Annotated in this window: 19 protein-coding genes; 9 read left to right on the top strand and 10 right to left on the bottom strand. The window is 71.7% G+C overall.

The genetic code is table 11. The features are described 5' to 3' along the window. Window positions 1-2: 2 nt before the first annotated feature. Together AC3X7Z_RS10795 and AC3X7Z_RS10790 are read right to left on the bottom strand one after the other, a co-directional pair. The gene (locus tag AC3X7Z_RS10795) at window positions 3-1,691 is read right to left on the bottom strand and encodes an aminotransferase class V-fold PLP-dependent enzyme (protein ID WP_241005333.1); all 1,689 of its coding nucleotides are present in this window, start codon (window positions 1,689-1,691) and stop codon (window positions 3-5) included. Beyond that, window positions 1,688-2,725, bottom strand: coding sequence for a glycerophosphodiester phosphodiesterase family protein (locus AC3X7Z_RS10790; protein WP_489975904.1), 1,038 nt, complete (start codon window positions 2,723-2,725; stop codon window positions 1,688-1,690). The genes AC3X7Z_RS10795 and AC3X7Z_RS10790 overlap by 4 nt, the downstream gene beginning before the upstream one ends. A 77-nt stretch (window positions 2,726-2,802) precedes the next feature. Here AC3X7Z_RS10790 and AC3X7Z_RS10785 point away from each other — a divergent pair, with 77 nt between their 5' ends. The 4 genes from AC3X7Z_RS10785 to AC3X7Z_RS10770 are packed head-to-tail and all read left to right on the top strand — an operon-like array spanning window position 2,803 to window position 5,859. Continuing rightward, complete coding sequence (locus AC3X7Z_RS10785) at window positions 2,803-3,345, top strand: YbaK/EbsC family protein (RefSeq protein ID WP_489975903.1); 543 nt, start codon at window positions 2,803-2,805, stop codon at window positions 3,343-3,345. Between the two features lie 53 nt (window positions 3,346-3,398). Further along, window positions 3,399-4,439 (top strand): LLM class F420-dependent oxidoreductase, encoded by a 1,041-nt coding sequence (locus AC3X7Z_RS10780; RefSeq protein ID WP_489975902.1) that lies wholly within the window; start codon window positions 3,399-3,401, stop codon window positions 4,437-4,439. Between the two features lie 34 nt (window positions 4,440-4,473). Then, a complete protein-coding gene (locus tag AC3X7Z_RS10775; protein ID WP_186341302.1) occupies window positions 4,474-5,622 on the top strand; it encodes an acyl-CoA dehydrogenase family protein in 1,149 nt (382 codons plus the stop codon). 21 nt (window positions 5,623-5,643) lie between these two features. Further along, window positions 5,644-5,859, top strand: a complete 216-nt coding sequence (locus tag AC3X7Z_RS10770) for an amphi-Trp domain-containing protein (protein WP_186341301.1) — start codon at window positions 5,644-5,646, stop codon at window positions 5,857-5,859. Here the strand turns inward: AC3X7Z_RS10770 and AC3X7Z_RS10765 are convergent. Next, a complete protein-coding gene (locus AC3X7Z_RS10765; protein WP_489975901.1) occupies window positions 5,849-6,736 on the bottom strand; it encodes an alpha/beta fold hydrolase in 888 nt (295 codons plus the stop codon). The genes AC3X7Z_RS10770 and AC3X7Z_RS10765 overlap by 11 nt on opposite strands. 56 nt (window positions 6,737-6,792) lie before the next feature. Here AC3X7Z_RS10765 and AC3X7Z_RS10760 point away from each other — a divergent pair, with 56 nt between their 5' ends. Further along, complete coding sequence (locus AC3X7Z_RS10760; RefSeq protein WP_489975900.1) at window positions 6,793-7,590, top strand: DinB family protein; 798 nt, start codon at window positions 6,793-6,795, stop codon at window positions 7,588-7,590. A gap of 23 nt (window positions 7,591-7,613) precedes the next feature. Beyond that, entirely contained in the window at window positions 7,614-7,979 is a 366-nt protein-coding gene (locus tag AC3X7Z_RS10755) for a hypothetical protein (protein WP_186341298.1), read from the top strand. Window positions 7,980-7,987: 8 nt separating this feature from the next. Here the strand turns inward: AC3X7Z_RS10755 and AC3X7Z_RS10750 are convergent, their stop codons facing one another. Then, a complete protein-coding gene (locus tag AC3X7Z_RS10750) occupies window positions 7,988-8,935 on the bottom strand; it encodes an NAD(P)/FAD-dependent oxidoreductase (RefSeq protein WP_489975899.1) in 948 nt (315 codons plus the stop codon). Between the two features lie 49 nt (window positions 8,936-8,984). Then, the gene (locus AC3X7Z_RS10745; RefSeq protein ID WP_489975898.1) at window positions 8,985-10,685 is read right to left on the bottom strand and encodes a phytoene desaturase family protein; all 1,701 of its coding nucleotides are present in this window, start codon (window positions 10,683-10,685) and stop codon (window positions 8,985-8,987) included. 158 nt (window positions 10,686-10,843) lie between these two features. Between AC3X7Z_RS10745 and AC3X7Z_RS10740 the strand changes: the two genes are divergently transcribed. Both AC3X7Z_RS10740 and AC3X7Z_RS10735 read left to right on the top strand, forming a co-directional pair. Beyond that, entirely contained in the window at window positions 10,844-12,040 is a 1,197-nt protein-coding gene (locus tag AC3X7Z_RS10740) for an MFS transporter (RefSeq protein WP_489975897.1), read from the top strand. Then, complete coding sequence (locus tag AC3X7Z_RS10735) at window positions 12,037-12,219, top strand: hypothetical protein (RefSeq protein WP_489975896.1); 183 nt, start codon at window positions 12,037-12,039, stop codon at window positions 12,217-12,219. Before AC3X7Z_RS10740 ends, AC3X7Z_RS10735 begins: the two co-directional genes overlap by 4 nt. A gap of 6 nt (window positions 12,220-12,225) precedes the next feature. Here AC3X7Z_RS10735 and AC3X7Z_RS10730 read toward each other — a convergent pair whose 3' ends face one another. The 5 genes from AC3X7Z_RS10730 to AC3X7Z_RS10710 all read right to left on the bottom strand — a co-directional run bounded on the left by AC3X7Z_RS10730 (window position 12,226) and on the right by AC3X7Z_RS10710 (window position 18,763). Then, the gene (locus tag AC3X7Z_RS10730; RefSeq protein WP_489975895.1) at window positions 12,226-13,626 is read right to left on the bottom strand and encodes a DUF222 domain-containing protein; all 1,401 of its coding nucleotides are present in this window, start codon (window positions 13,624-13,626) and stop codon (window positions 12,226-12,228) included. Between the two features lie 246 nt (window positions 13,627-13,872). Next, window positions 13,873-14,631 (bottom strand): hypothetical protein, encoded by a 759-nt coding sequence (locus AC3X7Z_RS10725; protein WP_489975894.1) that lies wholly within the window; start codon window positions 14,629-14,631, stop codon window positions 13,873-13,875. Window positions 14,632-15,930: 1,299 nt separating this feature from the next. Beyond that, window positions 15,931-16,554, bottom strand: a complete 624-nt coding sequence (locus AC3X7Z_RS10720; protein WP_489975893.1) for a DUF6011 domain-containing protein — start codon at window positions 16,552-16,554, stop codon at window positions 15,931-15,933. A gap of 379 nt (window positions 16,555-16,933) precedes the next feature. Continuing rightward, window positions 16,934-17,845: a DUF480 domain-containing protein gene (locus AC3X7Z_RS10715; protein WP_489975892.1), complete on the bottom strand. Its 912-nt coding sequence runs from the start codon at window positions 17,843-17,845 to the stop codon at window positions 16,934-16,936. 315 nt (window positions 17,846-18,160) lie between these two features. Further along, window positions 18,161-18,763, bottom strand: coding sequence for a GIY-YIG nuclease family protein (locus tag AC3X7Z_RS10710; RefSeq protein ID WP_489975891.1), 603 nt, complete (start codon window positions 18,761-18,763; stop codon window positions 18,161-18,163). Window positions 18,764-18,939: 176 nt separating this feature from the next. Between AC3X7Z_RS10710 and AC3X7Z_RS10705 the strand changes: the two genes are divergently transcribed. Further along, window positions 18,940-19,515 carry a hypothetical protein gene (locus tag AC3X7Z_RS10705; RefSeq protein WP_489975890.1) on the top strand — a complete coding sequence of 192 codons (576 nt, stop codon included), beginning with the start codon at window positions 18,940-18,942 and terminating at the stop codon, window positions 19,513-19,515. The last annotated feature ends 167 nt before the right edge of the window (window positions 19,516-19,682 follow it).

The raw sequence follows: 19,682 nt of genomic DNA, 5'->3' as shown, positions 1-19,682 counted from the left end.
GCCTAGCCCAGGGAGCAGGCGGGCAGCGCGAACCACCTGAGGGCGTCGAAGTCCTCGTCGAGGTGGGCGGTGTCGGACCAGTCGGGCGGCGACGCGGCGGCCATGATCGCGCGGCCCTCGTCGAGGTGCTCACGGAGCACCGAGACGGGGGCCGTCTGCGGGTGCGTCGGCCAGGTCATCGTGCCGTCGGGGCCGTAGGTCACGTCGGTCAGGCGCAGCGGCGGCTCGACCGGGCCGGTGCGGTGGTGCCACAGGCCGGTGAGGGGGTCGAACCGGTAGTCGCCGAGCAGCCGCCAGCCCTCGCGGGCGACGAGCCGCACCGCCTCCACGACGTAGGTGAAGACCTCCTCGTCGAGGAAGTAGTTGAAGTTGACCCGCACCCAGCCGGGCTTGATGCCCTCGCACCCGCCGGCGATCTGGGCCTCGAAGCGGTGGCTGCGGTCGAGGTCGATGTCGAGCAGGCGGTGCCCGTAGGGGCCGGCGCACGAGCAGCCGCCGCGCGTCTGGATGCCGAACAGGTCGTTGAGGAGCGCGACGACGAAGTTGTGGTGCAGATAGGCGCCGTCGGGCGCCTTGATGACGAAGGAGACGATCGAGAGCCGCTGGGAGTCGAGGTTGCCGAGGATCTGGATGGTCGGCTCGGCGACCCACGCCTCCACGGCCCGCCCGAGCAGCTCCTCCTCGTGCTGCTGGATCGTCTCCACCCCGACGGCCTGCTTGAGCTGGAAGACCAGCCCGGCGCGGATGGACTCCACGATCGCGGGGGTGCCGCCCTCCTCCCGGTGCGCCGGGTCGTCGAGGTAGCGGTGCTCGGAGGTGTTGACGTACATCACCGTGCCGCCGCCGGGCACGACCGGCACCCGGTTGGCCATGAGCTCGCGGCGCACGACGAGGACCCCGGGGGTGCCGGGGCCGCCGATGAACTTGTGGGGGCTGAGGAAGATCGCGTCCTTGTGCGAGCCACCCGGCCCGTACATCTCGATGTCGACGTAGGGCGCGCACGCGGCGAAGTCCCAGAAGCTCAGCGCGCCGTGCTGGTGCAGCAGGTCGGCGACGCCCTCGGTGTCGGTGACGATGCCGGTCACGTTGGAGGCAGCCGAGAACGAGCCGATCTTGAGGGGCCGGTCGGCGTGGCGATCGAGCTCCTCGCGGAGGTGGTCGAGCGAGACCCGGCCGTCGGCGTCCTCGTGGATGGTGACGACGTCGGCGATGGTCTCGCGCCAGCTCACCTCGTTGGAGTGGTGCTCGAACGGGCCGAGGAAGACCACCGGGCGCTCGTCGGCGGGGATCGCGTCGCTGAGGGCGTAGCGGTCCTCGAGGGTGGAGGGCACGCGGAGGCCGAGGATGCCGATCATCTTGTCGATGGCCGCGGTGCTGCCGGACCCGCAGAAGACGACGACCGTCTCCTCGTCGCCACCGACGGCGTCGCGGATGATCCGCCGCGCGTCCTCGCGCAGCCGGGTCGTCTGGAGGCCGGTGCCGCTCGCCTCGGTGTGGGTGTTGGCGTAGGCCGGCAGCACCTCGGTGCGGATGAAGTCCTCGATGAAGCTCAGGCTGCGACCCGACGCGGTGTAGTCGGCGTAGGTGACGCGCCGGGGTCCGTAGGGGCCGTGCATCACCTGGTCGTCGCCGATCACCGATGCGCGGATGCGCTCGAGGAGCGGGGTCGAGGGGGCGCCGGCGTGGGTCACGGGGCGAGCGTACGCCGGTGCGAGGCGTTGCCTTGCACCTCCCGCACCACCAGCGCCTCCTGGGGGTGGTCGGTGATCACGCCGTCGACCCCGGCAGCGAGCAGCGCCCGCACCTCGGCTGCCATGTCACCGGGTGCGTCGCGGGCATGACCGCGGCGGAGGTTGGTGGGCAGGAAGCGGTTCTCCGCGCGCACGGTCCACGCGTGGACCGTCAGCCCGCGCCGGTGGGCATCGCGCACGAGCGTGGACGGCGCGCCGATCGCTCCCCCGCCGTCGCGCGGGAGCACCAGGGAGGTGTGCGCGCCGACTCCGTCGGCGTACTCGTCGATCTTGTCGAGCTCCTCCGGCGGCGGCAGGTGCCCCGGCGCCAGCAGCTGCACCAACGGGAGCCGGGTCAGGCGGGTCAGGCGTCGCAGGACGGGCGACTCGAAGGACATCAGCGTCACCCGCGCCCAGGGGTCGTCGAGGCCGTGCCGGGCGAGGCCGCGCAGGAGCGGCACCTCGAGCGGCAGCCCTGCCGCGTCGTGGTGGGCGGCGTGCTTGAGCTCGAGCATCAGCCCGACGGGCCGACCCCGCCTGGCCGACTCCGCACCGGCCATCGCCAGCACCTCGGTGAGGCTCGGCACCCCCTCCGTCCCGTCGTACGCCGCGCTGGCCGGGCGGGTGGCGGGCATCCGCTCACGGGCGGCGAGCGTCGTGACCTCGGCCAGCGTGAGGTCCTGGACGAACCAGGCCCGCTGGTCGACCCCGTCGATGCTGCGGGTGCGGCGCAGGTGCGCCAGCCGGGGGTGGTCGGCCACGTCGGTGGTCGCCCCCAGGTCCAGGTCGTGGCGCGCCACGAGCACCCCGTCGCGGGTGGCGACGAGGTCGATCTCGATGTCGTCGACGCCCATCCGGATGGCCGTGCGATAGGCGCCGAGCGTGTGCTCGGGACGGTGCCCGCTGGCGCCGCGGTGCGCAACCACGGCAGGGGTCGCGACCAACGACGAGGTCGAGACCGTCCTGGCCCGGGGGGCCTCGCGAGTCACCGTCACGGCACCACCGTGCCCGCCGCGGGCGACCCGGCGGTGGTGCCGAGATGGCGTCGGGATGAATGGCGGATGATGACCCCGTGACGCTCCCCAGCCTCCCCTCCCTGACGTCCCTGCCGGCCACCGAGCACCCCGAGCTGCTCGCGCCGCCCGTCGCCGCGGCGCTCGACTCGTGGCCGGGCGCCGCCGACGTGGCGGTCGTCGAGATCGCCCCCGACCTCGCCGACACCGCCGCGATGAGCGAGGCCTACGGCATCGCGATGACCGCCAGCGGCAACTGCGTCGTCGTGGCGGGCTCGCGGGCCGGCGAGGAGCGGGTCGCGGCGTGCGTGGTGCGTGCCGACACGCGGGCCGACGTCAACACGCTCGTGCGCCGGATGCTCGACGTGCGCAAGGCGTCGTTCCTCCCCATGGAGCGCGCGGTGGCCGAGACCGGCATGGAGCACGGCGGCATCACCCCGGTCGGGCTCCCGTCCGGGTGGCGCGTGCTGGTGCACGAGGCGCTGCTCGCCGAGCCGGTCGTGGTGATCGGCAGCGGCGTACGCCGCTCCAAGCTGCTGGTGCCCGGGCCCGCGCTCGCCGGCCTCCCCGGTGCCGAGGTGGTGCCCGACCTGGGCCGCTGAGCACCACGCGGCGACCCTTGCCATCGTGACAGCGGCACTGTCACGATTGCTGCATGCGCCTCGCCTCCCTGCTGATGTACGACGGCAACCCCCGCACGGCGGCCGACGAGGTCGTCGCGCTCGAGCGGGCCGGCCTCGACAGCGTGTGGGTCGCAGAGGCCTACGGCTTCGACTCCCCCACGCTGATGGGCTACCTGGCCGCGAAGACGGAGACCGTCCGGATCGGCTCGGGCATCCTCAACATCTACTCCCGCACGCCCGGCGCCCTGCTCCAGACCGCCGCCGGGCTCGACAACGTCAGCCAGGGTCGGGCGATCCTGGGCCTCGGCGTGAGCGGTCCGCAGGTGGTCGAGGGCTTCCACGGCGTGCCCTACAGCCGGCCGATGGCGCGCACCGCCGAGGTCGTCGAGATCATCCGCAGCGGCCTGAGGCGCGAGCCGCTGTCGGCCGCCGGGGAGTTCCACCTGCCGCTCGACAAGGAGCACGGCGCCGTCACCGGCCTCGGCAAGCCGCTCAAGCTGCTCAACCGTCCCGAGCGCGACACCGTCCCGATGTGGATCGCCGCGCTGGGCCCGAAGAACGTCGAGCAGACCGCCGCGATCGCCGACGGCTGGATCCCCCACCTCTTCCACCCCGAGAAGGCGCACCGCGTGTGGGGCGACGCCCTGGCGGCGGGCGCCGCGAAGCGCCAGCCCGGCCTGGGCCCGCTGCAGGTGATGGCCGGGGGCATGGTCTCCATCGGCGAGGGCCCCGACACCACCTCGCTCCTCGACTTCGCGCGCCCGATCTTCGCGCTCTACGTCGGCGGCATGGGCGCCAAGGGCAAGAACTTCTACAACGACGTCGCCCGCGCCTACGGCTACGAGCGGGAGGCCGAGCAGATCCAGGAGCTCTACCTCTCCGGCAAGAAGCGGGAGGCCGAGGCGCTGGTGCCGACCGAGTGGCTCGAGGCCGCCAACCTCGTCGGCCCGGCGTCGTACGTCAAGGAGCGGATCGAGGCGTTCCGCGAGGCCGGCGTCACCGACCTCAACATCACGCCCGTCAGCGAGGACCCTGCCGCCACCGTGGCGCAGGTGAAGGAATGGGTGTCCTGAGCCGAACGGCCCGCACCCTCACCGAGAGGAACACATGCCTGAGCGCCCCACCATCCTCGAGCAGGAGCACGAGGACTTCCGCGCCGTCGCGCGCGCCTTCTTCGACAAGGAGGTGGTGCCCCACCACACCGCGTGGGAGGAGGCGGGCATCGTCGACCGCGAGGTGTGGCGCCGGGCCGGGGAGCGCGGCCTGCTCTGCTTCGACGTCGACGAGGCCTACGGCGGGCCGGGCATCAAGGACTTCCGCTACAACATGGTGCTCGCCGAGGAGGCCGCGCGCGCCGGCGCCACCGGGCCCGGCTTCGCGGTGCACACCGACATCATCGTCCCCTACATCTCGTCGCTGGGGACCGAGGAGCAGAAGCGGCGGTGGCTTCCGGGCTGTGTCTCCGGCGACCTCGTCACCGCCATCGCGATGACCGAGCCGGGCGCCGGGTCCGACCTCCAGGGCATCCGCACGACCGCGGTCGACGCCGGTGACCACTACGTCCTCAACGGGTCGAAGACGTTCATCTCCAACGGCATCCTGGCCGACCTCGTCGTGGTGGTCTGCCGCACCGACCCCGACGCCGGCCACCAAGGCATCTCGCTGCTGGTCGTCGAGCGCGGCATGGAGGGCTTCGAGCGCGGACGCAACCTGGCCAAGATGGGGCTGCACGCCCAGGACACCGCGGAGCTGTCCTTCGCCGACGTCCGCGTGCCCAAGGCCAACCTGCTCGGCGCGGAGGGAACGGGGTTCGTCTCGCTGATGGAGAACCTGCCCCAGGAGCGCGTCTCGATCGGCTGCATCGCCGTCGCCGCCATCGAGCACGTCCTCGACCTGTGCCTGGCCTACGCCAAGGAGCGCGAGGCGTTCGGCAAGCCCATCGGGAAGTTCCAGCACAACCGCTTCGTGCTCGCCGAGATGGCCACCGAGGCGCACATCGCGCGGGTCTTCATCAACGACTGCGTGCTGCGGCTCAACGCCGGCGAGGTCGACACGGCGCTCGCCTCGATGGCGAAGTGGTGGACGACCGAGCTGCAGAAGCGCGTCGTCGACGCCGGGGTGCAGCTGCACGGCGGCTACGGCTACATGGACGAGTACCCCATCTCCAAGGCCTACACGGACTCGCGGATCCAGACGATCTACGGCGGCACGACCGAGATCCAGAAGGAGATCATCGGGCGGATGCTCGGGTTGTAGCCACCCGATAGGTTCACCGCCATGGACCTCTTCGAGATGGACGAGACCCGCACCATGACCCGCGAGGAGGCGGCCACCCGGCTGCACGCGCTCGCCGACTCGCTGGCCAAGCACAACTCCGTCGAGTTCCTGCGCGACGGCGGCAAGGTCACCGTCTCGGTGCCCGACGAGGTCAAGCTCAAGGTCGAGGTCGAGCTCGGCGAGGACAACGAGGTCGAGATCGAGCTCACCTGGTAGCGAGCACCTCGCGCAACCGCGCGGCGAACTCGTCCGGGGCGCCGGTCTGGCCGAACTCGCCACCGAGGAAGCCGTTGTGTCCGCCGGGGAACACCACCGGCTCCTGCCCGAGCGCTCGCGCGACGGCGTGGGCGGCCCGTCCCGCGATCTCGCCGTCGTCGGGACCGCCGGACTCCTCCCCCACGCCGACGACCACCCGGGTCGGCGCGGCGCGCACGGCGTCGAGGTCCGGCACCGAGATGACTGCTCCCCCGCGCACGTTGGCCATCAGGGGGTCGTCGCGTGAGCCGTCGTCCTCGGTCGGCAGGCCGAACATCGCCGGGTCCGGCGCCGGCTCGTCGCCGGTGACCTCGCCGCGGTGCGTCACCAGCGCGATGAACCGCGCCATCGCCGGCCCCTGGCCCGAGGCGTCGTAGGTCGCCACCATGTCGTCGCAGGCCCGGGCGATCGCGTCGGCGTCGGGCAGCAGCCCGGCCATCGGCGGCTCGTGGGCCACCAGGATGCGTACGTCGTCAGGGTGCGCGGCGAGCAGGTGGAGGAGGTTGACCGCCGCGCCGGAGCTGGCGAACACGTCCACCTGCCCCGCCCCGAGCGCGGCGACGAGCGCGTGCAGGTCCTCGGCGTGCTGCTGGGGCGTCACCGCCGCCGTGGCGTCGTCGGGGGTGCTCCGTCCGGTGTTGCGCGGATCGGTGAGCACGAGGACCCGACCGTCGAGCCGGGCCGCGAGGCTGCCGAACCCCGTGCTGTCCATCGGCGACCCGGCCAGCACCAGGGGCGGGGTGTCGGGGGTGGCGTCGGCGAGGTCGCCGACGACGTCGAACGACAGGACGGCGCCGGGGACCGCGACGGTGCCGGGCGTGCGGGGTGCGGCGGTCATCGCCCCATCATCGAACCGGTCGCGGACCGTCCGCAACGCCTTCTAGCCTGCTGGGCATGACCGACTTCACCGAGCAGGACCTGGGCGGCTCCACGTTCCAGCGCGTCAATCTCTCCGGCGCCTCGTTCCGCGAGGCGTACCTGACCGGGATGGACCTGCGCGACGTCGACCTCAGCGGCACCCGCGTGCGCGCGGCCTACCTCGACGGGGTCCGGATGACCGGCGTCGAGGCCCCGCACCTCGAGATCTCCGGCGAGCTCGGGCGGGTGCTGGTCAACGGCGTCGACGTCGTGCCGCTCGTCGAGGCCGAGCTCGACCGGCGCACGCCCGAGCGCGCGCTGATGCGGCCCACGGACGCGGCAGGCCTCCGCACCGCCTTCGACACACTGGACCGCCTGTGGGCGGAGACGGTCGACCGGGCCCGAGCCCTGCCGCCGGAGGCGCTGCACGAGCAGGTGGACGGCGAGTGGTCCTTCGTCCAGACCCTGCGCCACCTCGGGTTCGCGCACGCCTGCTGGGTCGGGGGCGTCGTGCTGGCCGACCCGGCGCCGTGGCACCCGCTCGACCTGCCGTGGGACGAGGCGCCCGAGCACGACGGCGTCCCGTGGGACCGCGACGCGCGCCCGGGGCTCGACGAGGTGCTCGAGATGCGCGCGCAGCGGCGGGCCACCGTGGGCGCGGTCCTCGACGACCTGACCGAGGAGGGCCTCGAGCGAGCGGTCTCCTCCGCCACGCCCTTCCTGCGGGACGCCGACTCGCTGACGGTCGCCGACTGCCTGCGGGTGGTGGTCCGCGAGGAGTGGGAGCACCGCTCGTACGCCGAGCGCGACCTCGCGACGCTGGACTCGCGCTGACCCACGGGAGCACACTGGGCGCCGTGAGCGGGACCCTGGGAGCACGGCTGGCGAGCGCCATCGCCGCCAAGGACGAGGCCGCGCTGCGCGCCGTGCTCGCCGACGACGTGGACTTCAAGGGCCTCACGCCCGGGCGGCTGTGGGAGGGCACCGGCCCCGACGCCGTCGTGGAGATCCTCTTCGGGTCGTGGTTCGAGCCGCCCGACGAGATCGAGCGGGTGGTCGACGTCTCCGAGCGCGAGGACGTGGCCGACACCTCGCACGTGGGCTACCGCCTCGACCTGACCAACCCCGGCGGCTCGTACGTCGCCGAGCAGCAGGCCTACTACCGCGGAGGCGACGCGATCGAGCACCTGCGGATCATGTGCTCGGGCTTCCGCCCCAGGTGACGCGGCCCTCACCCGAGCCGCTCGGCCAGCGCCCGCCCCAGGCGTACGCCCGAGAGCCAGGCGGCCTCGACCCGCGGCCGCTGCCCCCACCCGTCGCCGCAGACGCCGACCAGCCGCGCCCCCTCGACCAGGGCGAAGGGGTCGTCGCGGCGTCCCACCGGACGGGCGAAGGTCCAGCGGTGGACGTGCACGTCGTCGGGCTCGGCAGCACCGACCAGTCGCCGGACAGCACCCACGACGGCCGGGGCGGCCGCCGCCGGGTCGTCGAGGTGCCGCGCGGCGCGCTCGGGCGTCGAGTGGGCGACGAGCACCGCGGCGTCGTCACCGCGACGCCGGCCGTCGTCGGCGATCCAGCCGACATCGGGGTGGCCGTTGACGAACGCGCCCTCGAAGCGACCGCCCGGGCTCGCGCCGTCCCAGGTGCGCCGCAGCCACCGGGCGGCCACCGCGACGACCGGCTCCCACTCGCGGTCCAGGGCCTCGGCCACCGGGTGGTCGCCCACCAGTCGCCGGGCCTGCGGGTCGGGCATGGCCAGGACGACGGCGTCCGCCGCGTCGGCCTCGTCGAGGGTCGTGACGTCTCGCCGGTGGACGTCGAGGCCGCGCGCGAGGTCCTCGACCAGCGAGCGCAGGCCGTGGGCCGCCCCCCAGCGCATCGGGCCGACCGTCTCCGCGGGGTCGCCGTCGCCGAGGACGGAGAGGGTGTCGGTCCACTCGCGCGCCAGGCCGCGCGCCGCCCAGTCGTCGACGACGGCGGCGAAGCCCGGGTCGCTGACGGTGAGGTAGGACGCCCCGAGGTCGACGGGCCGGTCCCACAACCGCCGCGCGGCCATCCGGCCGCCGAGCACCCGGCCACGGTCGACCACCGTGGCGTCCAGGCCCGCCGACCGCAGCTCGCGGGCGCAGGCCACGCCGGACAGGCCGGCGCCGACGACGACCACACGACCCACACTCACGCGGCCGAGCGTACGACCGGGGGCGAGCCCGGTCGTGTCCCCGAGCCGGTCAGGCCGTGGCCCGGGGACGGCGGCGCGCGGGCCGCCGGATCGCCGACCCCGGCTTGGAGGCGAGCAGCGGGTCGAAGTCGTCCGTGATCTCGGTCAGGCGCGCCTCGTCGACGAAGACCGCCCCGTCGCGCACCTCCTCGACCAGGTCGCGCCCCAGGATGGTCCCGGCGGTGCCCATCCCGCCCCAGATCGTGGCGTTGATGCCGAACATGTGCTGGGTGCTGCCCCCGGCGAGGAACAGCCCTGGGATGTGGGTCGTGACCCGCGGCCGGAACGGGCCGAGGTTGCGCAGGAGCGGCGCGATGCCGTAGCAGGAGCCGTCGCTGGTGAGGGTGAAGCGCTCCTGGGTGATCGGCGTGGAGGCCTCGCAGAAGACCATCCGCTCGCGGAGGTCGGGGATCATCAGCTCGGCGGTGTCCAGCACCCGCTGGGTGAGCTCGTCCTTGAGCTGCCGGTAGCGCTCGTCGCGGCCGTAGCCGTCGCCGTCGCCCGGGTCGGTGTCGACGTTCCAGAACGCGTGGTCCTTCGGCGCCCAGCTCACCAGCTCGAGCGTCGAGTAGCCGGGCGGCGCGGAATGCGTGCCCTCGGGGTCCTTGGCGGTCGGGCAGCTGATGCCCACCGGCATCAGCTCGGGGCAACGGCCGGCCGCGACCTCGCGGTAGTAGCCGTCGACGTCGTTGGTCGGCCACACCCAGGCCAGCGGCGGCGTGCCGCGCTCGCGCAGGTCGACGTCGAGCGCGACGTAGACCGCGAACATCGGCAGCGTCATCTCGAGGTCCTTCAGCCGGCGCCGCAGCCGGCGGGTCAGGTGGGCGTCGCCGACCAGCTCGGTCCACGTCTTCTTGTAGTCCGCGGCTGAGACGACGACCTCGGAGCGGATCACCTCGCCGCCGCGGAGCCGCACGCCCACGGCGCGTCCGTCCTCGATGAGGATCTGCTCGACCCGGGCCTTGGTGCGCACCCGGCCGCCGTGCGACTGCACGACGTCGGTGAGGTGGGCGCCGATGACCTGGCCGCCCCCGCGCGGGTAGTAGGCGCCGGCCTGCAGGTAGTGGTGGAGGAAGCCGGCGTGCATCGCGGTGGGCGTCCGGTGCGGGGGCCACGTGTAGTCGCCGTTCTCCGCGAGGATCACCGCCTGCGCGTCGGCGCTGAGCCCGCACGCGTCCATCAGCGTCGTGATCGGGCGTACGCCCCAGCGCAGCAGCATCCACGGACGCATGCGGGGCTCCTCGCCCGCCGCGACGATCCGCATCACCCGCACGCACCGGCGCAGGCCGGCCTCCTCGTCGGGGAACGCCGCGAGGAGATGCTCGAGGTAGGTGTCCCAGCCGGTCGGCGTCTGGAACGTCGTGCCGGGGATCATGATCTGGCAGTGGCCCTCGGGGCGCTGCCGCAGCCACGTGATGCGCTCGGTCAGGGCCAGCCCGGACAGCGCGGTCTGCATCCGGCCGCCGGGACCGCACTCGCCGACGTAGTGGGTGCCCACGTCGAACTCGAACTTGTTGCCCGCGCGGCGGAAGACCTGGGTGCTCCCGCCGACGACCTGGTTGGCCTCGAGGACCAGCACCCGCTTGCCGTTGGCCGCGAGGTAGGCCGCGCACGTCAGGCCACCGGGGCCGGCGCCGACCACCACGACGTCCCACGGCTCGGAGGGGGCGTCGTGCGGGGTCTCGCTGCTCGGGGCGGCGGTCTGGGTCATGTCGGCTTCTCTTCCGCGAGTGATCTGGAGTCTCACCCCAGTCAACCGCGTCCCCGCCTGCGCGGCGGGGTCGACGGGCGTACGCGACGGGTGCTCCTCGTTCACCCGGCCACACTAGGGCCGAGGTCGTCGCCCGCGCCGTCGTTAGACTCCGGGCCGTGAGCGCTGGGGGCCCGATCTGGCGGCAGCCGGGCATGGCGCCGCTGATGGCGATGTCGTGCGCCGGGTTCTCCGGCTACGCGATCCTGCTGACGGTCGCGCCGCTGTGGGCGGTCGAGGGCGGGGCGGGCACCGCCGGGGCCGGGCTCGTCAACGGCGTGCTCCTGCTCTTCACCGTGCTCACCCAGCTCTTCGTCCCCCGCGCGCTGCGCACCCTCGGCTGGGCGCCGGTGCTCACCGCGGGACTGCTGCTGCTGGGCGTCCCCGGCGTGCTGCTGACGCTGAGCGACGACCTCGGCGTGGTCCTCGCCGTGTCGGCGGTGCGAGGCGTGGGCTTCGGCGTCCTGACCGTCACCGGCAGCGCGGCCGTCGCGGGGCTGGTGGACGCCCGGCGCCGCGGGGAGGCGATCGGCGCCTACGGCCTCGCCGTCGCGGCGCCCAACCTGGTGCTCCTTCCGGCCGGGCCGTGGATCGCGGAGAGCCTCGGCTACTGGGTGGCGTTCGCCGTGAGCGCCCTCCCGCTGGCCGGGATCCCGGCGGCGCTGCGGCTCGCCTCGGTCCTGCGCCCCGACGTCCAGGAGCCGCACCCGGCCACGGCGGAGTCCCCCGATCCGCACGACCCGGCGTCCGCGGCGTACGTCCGGCTGCTGCGCCCGATGCTGCTGCTCCTCACGGTGACCCTGGCGGGCGGCGCGCTGGTGACGTTCACGCCCCAGATGGTCGACCGCCCGTCGGTCGCGGCGGGCGGCCTGCTGCTGATGGGGCTCGCGGCCGCGCTCAGCCGCTGGCGGATCGGCGTGCTCGCCGACCGTCACGGGGTCCACCGCCTGCTCGTGCCGTTGGTGCCCCTGACCGGGGTCGGCATGGCGCTCGTGGCGTGGTCGGTCGCGGACTCCGACGGCGCGCGGGTCGGCTCGTTCCTGGTCGCGATGCTGCTGGTCGGCCTGTCCTACGGCGGCCTGCAGAACCTGACCCTGCTGATGTCGTTCACCGCCGTCTCGCGCCGCCACCACCACCTCGCCAGCGCGGTGTGGAACGTCGGCTTCGACGCGGGGACGGCGCTGGGCTCGGTGGCCGTCGGCGTGATCGCCGAGCTCACGTCGTTCACGACCGCCCTGCTGGTCGCGGGCGCGATCGCGGTGGCGACGCTGCCCCTCGCCCTGCGTCGGCCGGGGTCGCCTAGGGTCGGCGCATGAGCGCTCCGAAGGTCATCCTGCATGGCGGCCCCGCGGACGGGCAGGTCGCCTCCTGCCCCGTCCTGGGCGACCCGCTGTCCGTCGAGGACGTGGGCGGGGGCTCGATCACCTACGTCGACGCCGGGCGGTCCGAGGAGCACGACGGCGACACCCTGCGGGTCTACGAGCCCCGACGCTGACCCGCGTCATGCCGCCAACGTGAAGAGCGCTCGCGCGAGCTGCTCCTCGGCAGGGCTGCGGCTGCTCCCGGTCGGCACCCGCCGCGTGCCGCTGTGGTCGACGAGGTAGGTCGCCCCGTGCGGGTCGCGCCACACGTAGAGGCCCGGGAACGGTTGCCGCACCTGCCACCCGCCGTGGGTCTTGATGCGGTGGTGGAAGCCGGTCATGGGTCCGTAGTTGCCCACGCTCGACTGCCCCGGTGGCCCTGCTCGCCGGAAGGGCACGGTGTGGTCGATCTGCTGGGTGCGGGAGGTGCTGACTCCCCACGGGAAGGTGTCGGCCGGCGTCATGAGGTGCACGGCCTGGCGATGTCGGTCGGGGATCTCGTAGGCGTCGACGGGCGCCTGGCCGGCGAGGTCGAGGGCCGGCTTGACGGTGAAGCGGGCGTGTGGGCCGAGGTGGCGACGGACCCACTCCTCGGTGACCGGCCCGTGGCCCTCGACGCGGGCGGTGCCGGTCGGCTCGGGGCCGGCGTAGGTGTGCACGTGGAGGGTGACGGTCGGCAGGAGCCTCGACCAGTCGACCGCGGGGCGATCGCCGGTGCGCCCGTGGCCGTGCCGGTCGTCGGCCGGGCACTCAGGACGGTCGCGCCACGCGACGAAGGCCTCGATGAGGGCGACGGCCTCGTGCGGAGTGGCCAGGACGGCGATCGCCTTGACGCGCCTGGCCTCCAGGTCGTCGGTGTCGCCGAGGGCCTCCAGGATGTCGGCGATCCACTGCACCCGGGCGTCGAGCAGCGCCACGACGGGGAACGGCGCCCGGACGAAGAAGCCTCGCATGCCGCTCTCGGTCGAGCGCGTGGGACGCGCGACCTGGCGCGCGGCGTTGGCCCGCTCCTCGCGCTGGGCCGCCTCGGGAGCGCTGGCGACGACGAGACCCGTGACCAGGTCCTCGAAGCGGGACCACGGGATGCGCCCGTCCGCGGACTCGGCGGCGCGCTCGTCGACGTAGGACGCCTGCTCGACGGTCAGGTCGCGCGTGCGCCGCGCGACGAAGCGGGCGTAGGACGCCTTCACCTCGAGCGCCTCGACGCGCCGCCAGAGCTGCGGGAGCCGGATCACGAGATCGAGCGCGTCGGCCATCAGGGAGTGCGCCGCGCCCGTCGAGATGCCGATCCGCGCCCCCAGCGCCGCAGCCGCGAACTCGGACACGTCGGGCGTCCCCACGCCCCCGAACCGCCTGATCCGCTCGCGCCCGGGCAGTGAGCCGACCGCGGGGTCGATCCTGTCGGGGGCGTGCAGGATCGCCACCTGCAGCGCGATCCGGAGCACCTGCGCCTCGCACTCGCGCTGCATGCGCGCGACCTCGTCGGCGTGATCGAGGAGCTCGGCCTCGGTCAACTCGTCGAGAGCGGTGGTCAGGTGCATGCCACTACTCAATCAGGAGGGTCCGACAGTGGGTGGCCGGTGATGCGGGGGTTGCGCTGGGGCATTCCGCCGCTTGGTGGCGTCGCGGTCTTGCGGGAACACTGAGTGGCGTTCGCCCGGGGAGGGTCCGTCACCTATCGGTTCCGCGCCGGCGACCCGGCCGCGCCGGTGAAGGTGCCCTCCGCGACGTCGAGGGGGACCGCAGAATCCGTCGAAGGAGAATCTGCTGGTGGGGTGACACATGCCCTAGCGTCGGCGGAGGCGCGGGTGAGGCAAGACAGCGCGGACTCGCCGCATGCTGTCGCCCAGGCGTCGGGTGGCCCTTCGCGCGCGGTCGCGGATCTGCAGCAAGGGCGCAGCCAGGGCACGTCCGACGGCGCGTGCGGCGTCGGTGGCCCATCGGATCGGCGCGCCGAGCACCCGGCCCGTCCACTGACGTGTTGCTTGTACCCAGCCGCTGACGGTGCGCCATGCAGCGGCCAACAGTCGCGTGGGCGCGGCGAGGAGGCGGCCGAGGTCTTGAAGTGCCGCGCCGAGCCATGCGCCGATCGTGCGGACGGCCGCGTAGAGCCATCGCGCGGGTGCGACCAGGAGGCGCCCGAGTGCCCGGAGGGCGGCGTCGAACCAGCCGCCGATCGTGCGGACGGCCGCGTAGAGCCATCGCGCAGGAGCGGCGAGGAGGCGCCCGAGTGCCCGGAGGGCGGCGCCGAACCAGCCGCCGAGCGTGGCCAGACCCGCGGAGAGCCAACGCCACGGCCGGAGCAGGACCCGACCGACTGCGCGCAACGCCGCGGCGGCCCAGCGCAGAGGAGCACCCAGGACCCGGCGCACTCCCTGTTGCACGACGTCCCCGAGCCGCCTGATCGTGGTGGCGAGGACGTCGAGCACGCGGCGTACCGCGCGCCCCGAGGCCCGGAACAGGTCCCGGAGCAGCATCAACGGGAGCAGCGGGAGCCCGAGGATGACCTCGAGCCGGGATAGCGGGGCTGACCGCTCGTCGTCCACGGAGAGTGAGTCTGCCCTACCTGCGCGGGCATCTGGTCCGTCATGGCCGGGTTCCAGGCCACCGGCGCAGTGAGCGTCCAGGGCGTCGGTCTTGTGGTGGTGGCCGCTGTCGAAGAGCCGCACCTGCGCCGCGAGCTTGGCTGGCACGTCAACAACCTGCTCGCCGGCGGCGACGACTCTCTGGGCCAGCGACGGCCGGCACCGTTGGCACCCTCGACCGCCCAAACCCGGTCCGGCCACTGCTTCACATAGCGCTGCAGCGCTGCATAGCCGGCCCGGTCGGTGTGGAACCGCCCCTTGCCGAGCGGCTCCTCACAGGTGTCGACGACCTCGATCGTGGCCGACATCTTGTGGGGATCGACCCCGATGACTCCGCCCTTCTTCGTGTTGCTCACCCTGCTCACCTCGTCTTCGCCGGGGACCAGTAGGTCGACGGGGTGGGCACTGCTACTACGAGCTGGACAGCCCCCTCTGGGGCCACGCCTCGTCACGGTCACCGGAGGGTCGCAGTCCAGATGAGAGCCACACCCAAGACTCGGCTGGGCAGCCGATAAGGGAGCGTCTCGCCGATCACCTAGATCGAAGTCTGGCCAGACACCGATTCTGCGCGAAATCTCTTAGTAGCCGCGACGAGTGCGTCTATCCGCCGCGAGCCAGCGCGCATCCGAACAGCGCGCCCATTCCCAGTACTTCGCGCAAAGTGAGTTGGCAGGTGGTCTTGGCGCGAGAGGATGCCGGTATGGGGGACTACGTCAAGCGCTCAGTCATGACTGAGGCGAGCGAGCTCATCGCTATCGCAACTGGCGTCTACCGGAGAAGGCTGACTCCGGAAGAGATCGCCTCACTGACTAGTGGACGTGCCCATTGGAGTCTTCGCTGTTTCCCGTCCCACATCTTGGGGCCGGCAGCCAAGGCGATGCGTGAGCAGCGCGATTCCGTCGATGTCGAGATGTGGGCGGGCCTGGCTCAAGCCTTGCGCAACTTCGACGCATCACTGAAAGGCCCAACTCGACTGAGCCTCAACGAGGCTGATCTCCGGAACATGAACCGACGCAACGCGCCGCGCGGTCATGAGCGGGGTTGGGCTAGCCCAAACGGCTCGCTTGGGAGCCTCTGCGTCGCGTGCGGAAACGTACTCTCCTCGGGAAACCGCTGTGGATGCCCGACGTCGGAGAACGCGGGACGCCCCAGTAAGTAGCCGCGGGTAGCTTCCAGGCCAAGGCGTCATTCCGCCGCTTGCCTGCCCGCTCCTACAGCAGGTTCCGTCGGCCGGCTCGAGCCGTGCCATAACCGACGGGTTCAGTCGTCGAGCGGGACCAGCGGAAGTCCGTCTGGCATTTCCCAGTGGTTCGAAACGGCAGCGAGCCAGGCAGAAGGAGGCTTGACGTTGAGCCGTACGTCACGTGTGCGGTTCTCGGCGACCCAGAGCTGCTCGACGGAGTAGGACTTCCGGCACTCGGGCCCGATCCCAAGACGTGCGCTGGCGGGGTCTCTGAGTGGCTGGCCGCACTTCACGCAATGGTTGAGAATCTCAATGTGACGACGCTCCCGCGTTTTTCCCTGCAGCGTGCGCTTGAAGGACAGCAGGTTGTGCCGGCGCCGGGTCTCGGCGAGGGAACACTCTGACGCCGATACGCGAATTCGGTTTGGATCAGCCTGAAGCGCGGTCAGCAAGACATCCGCGACGATCCACCCACATTCAATTGCGGTGCGTTTGGCGCGCCACACCAGCAGGCACGGCACTGTGGCAGGATCTCCATGCGCACTGAAGGGGAGCGTCCACGGCGGAAGTAGCACTGAGTCGGCGGGCACCTTGGCGCGCGACAGTTCGGCCAGCATCAGGTCGCCTCGAACCATGACCGAGATCCACGGGATCGCGTTCAGCCTGTCACCGACGTACTCGAGTCGCATGTCGAAGAGCACGCGCTTCGAACCGTCACCAGTTCTGTACTCGACTCCAACCGCATCCACTTCGACGCGTTCTAGAAGCTCTGCCGTGTCTATCGCGAGTGTCTCAGCAGTCGACAGCCGGGTTGGTGGCGCCTCTGGCGAGACGATGCGATGTGGCAACGCATCCGGACCATCCTTGTACCGATCCCAGTTGATGGGCGTGCCCCGATACGCGGACGCCGGGCGCGCTGGGCGGCGACCCGGCGGCTGTTCGCGCCGTCCTCGATCTCCGGGATGTGTCACCGCCCGAACCTAACTGCATTGAGACAGACAAGTAGGCGGTTCCTCGAACCCGCCTACCGGCGGGGCCTAGCTCCCATGCACGTCAATCCGCCGCGGATGACCAGGACCCTCAGCTTGCGTGGTGCTGAACGACGTTGAGCACGTTGCCATCGGGAGCGCGGACGAAGAAGCGAGTCACGCCCCATGCCTCGGTTGTCAGGGGGTGCACGATGTCGTACCCGCGCTCCTGTGCTTGGCGGTAGGCGGCTTCGACGTCGTCGACCATGATCGAGACCACGGGGTCCACGGGCGCGGTGGCATCGCTGGTCATCACCTGGAGCGTCGCCCTGGATGCCGGCGAGGTGTGGCGGGCCACCCAGCCCAGGTTGAACTCCTCTTCGGCCAACCCGAGGTAGTCGCTGTAGAAGCTCCTGGAGGCGGGGAGGTCGGGTACGTGGAGGTCGGCGATGATCTGCGTGACGCGGATGCGCGACGTGTCGGCACTCCCCGCTGGGGCGGCCTCGCCCGACGTCTCCGGCGCGGCGCCCAGGAGGTGGATCCAGCGCGGATCCTGCTGGCCCGATCGGCGCTCGAGCTCGCACACCAGCGGTTGCGGGCGGCTCGCCATCCGGCGCAGGCACTCCTCGACCTGGCCCCGGTCGGCGAATCCGTGCAACCGCTCGGTGCGGGTGCGCAGCTCACCAGGCGACTGGGCGCCGCGGAGCAGCAGCACCGTGAGCAGCGCCCGCTCGTCGGGCTCGAGGGCGAGGCGCTCGTCGAGGATCTGGTGGTACTTCAGTGTCCGGCGCCCGGTGTCGGACCACACGATCCGCAGCAGCCCACGTTCCTTGAGCGACTTCGCGGTCCGCTCGACGGTCTGCTGGTCGAGGTCGGTGACGGGGTCGCGGCTGCTCTTCTGGTTGCACGCCGACACCAGCGCGTTCGCGGAGAGGGGATAGGTGGCCGGCACGGTCGCCTGCTTCTCCAGCAGGCTGCCGAGGATGCGCTGGTCAGTCGCATCGAGGACGGGGAGTTCGCTCACGCCACGACCCTAAGTCTGCCTTGGCACGATGCCGGATCGAACAGCGTCCTTTCGCCGCGAGGTGGTCTATGCAGCACAAGTTTCTGGGCCGGTTGAACTAGACAAGCCCCCAGTGTTTTCACCCATGCTCGGTGGCATGACGGACACTTGGACGATGCTCGAGTTGCAACATGCGCTGCGCGAGTTCGAGAGCGATCTACGACGAGCCGGGAAGAGCGATAGCACGGTGCACACTTACGTCGATCGCGCCGACCGATTCCTACGCTACCTATGCGGCGACTATCGACCCGAGTGAGCGGGAGCGGAGGGCCTTCCCTAAATGACCGGGTGGCTACGAGCTCGAGCGCGTTGCGCACCCCGGATTGCACCCAATGTCTGGCGGAACGGGGAATGGTTGTTCTGATCCAAGTTCAGGGGAAAAACGTACTGTTGGAGCAGCTCATGCTCGAGGAGCCAGGGTTCGGGAGTCTCCAGCCAGCACACACGGGCGTGCCGACCCATCCAGCTGGAGAGTTCGGCTTCGCCGGATGCGAAGGTAAGGCGGTTTCCGCTTCCGACAAGCCGGAGCTCGATACCAAGGTCGTCGGCTAGTAGCGAGCCGAGTGTGAGGCGCAGGGTCGATCCGTAGGCGTTCCCTCGGTAGTGATAGCGCAGACGAGAACGCACCGTCTGACGGCTGGGTCCGCGGCCGTTGGCTGGGGGCTTGGCCGGCGAGATGCCGACATAGAGCAAGGTGTGATCGCCGTGCTTCACAGCACCGTCGGCGGGCACACCTGCAGGGACCTTGTCGAAGTACCACGCGTAAACGCCGGGTGCGGCCGGGACCGGACAGGGGCGCGCAAGCACCTCATCACGAGTGAACAGACGATCTGGTCGCAGCAACATCGCAGTTGCTTCCTGAGGCGGGTTCGCGTCCATTCGCGAACCATCCCACGGAGACGGTCGAGCCGTCTTCCGTGCCCCATTCCGCCGCCTGAAGTCCTACAGCCCTTGGTCGACGCCAGGGCGCCTTCACGGGGCGCCGGCTCGAGCGTTGACCCGTGGTTCACGCGTTCTCCTGACGCTGTCGGTAGACACGGCTACCGTCCGGGATCGTGGATGCGGGGGACCTCTGGAAGCTACTGGTGGGCGGCGTAGTGACGCTGGTGGGCAGCGCATTGCTGCACCAGCTGCAACTCGGCACTCGTCGACGCCGGCGTCGACGCGATATTAGGGAGCAGCTCGAGCTGCTTGCTCTGCTCGGGGACCACCCGGTGGCCGCGGCGCGGGTCCGGCGGCGCGTGACGGCGGCTCTTGAGGCGTACGAGCCTTCGCTCGCAGTGATACGCAAGAGGCGCGGCCGGTTGATTTCGGCAGTGAGCTTCGTGAGTGCCAACGTGATCGTCATCGGAATCGCGATCGCTGCGAAGCCTGGGGTGCCCACCTTCGGGGAGGTGCTGTTCTTGTCCGTCGGCATCGTGGCGTTCGCGTTCGCGCTCGAGGATCTCTTGTCCCGCACGCTGCAGACCAGGGCTGAGGACATGGCTGTTGGCACGGGTGAGAGCGGTACGACATGGTCTGCGACGGCGGCCGGGAAGGCTGGTCTGCCTGATGCCGATGAGCAGTCGGTTGAGGAGCGCCCCAACGGGGACGAGGCAGTCAAGCCGAGCAGGATCCGCGACGGCTCGTAGGGCGGTCGTCGTCGGCGAGCCGGGAGAAGGCCGGGCCGCCCGAGAGGACCGCGCTGGGCTCGTCGTCGTCGTGCCCCATCCGGCGCATCCGCAAAGGCGACCCATTCCGCCGCTTTGGTGTGCCACCGGGCTCCGTCACTGACCACCGGTCGATGGCTCAGTCCCCG

It is taken from the genome of Nocardioides sp. Z24_21 (assembly GCF_058134345.1).
The sequence above is the reverse complement of the archived record's forward strand: the minus strand, read 5'-3'. Positions and strand labels throughout refer to the sequence as shown.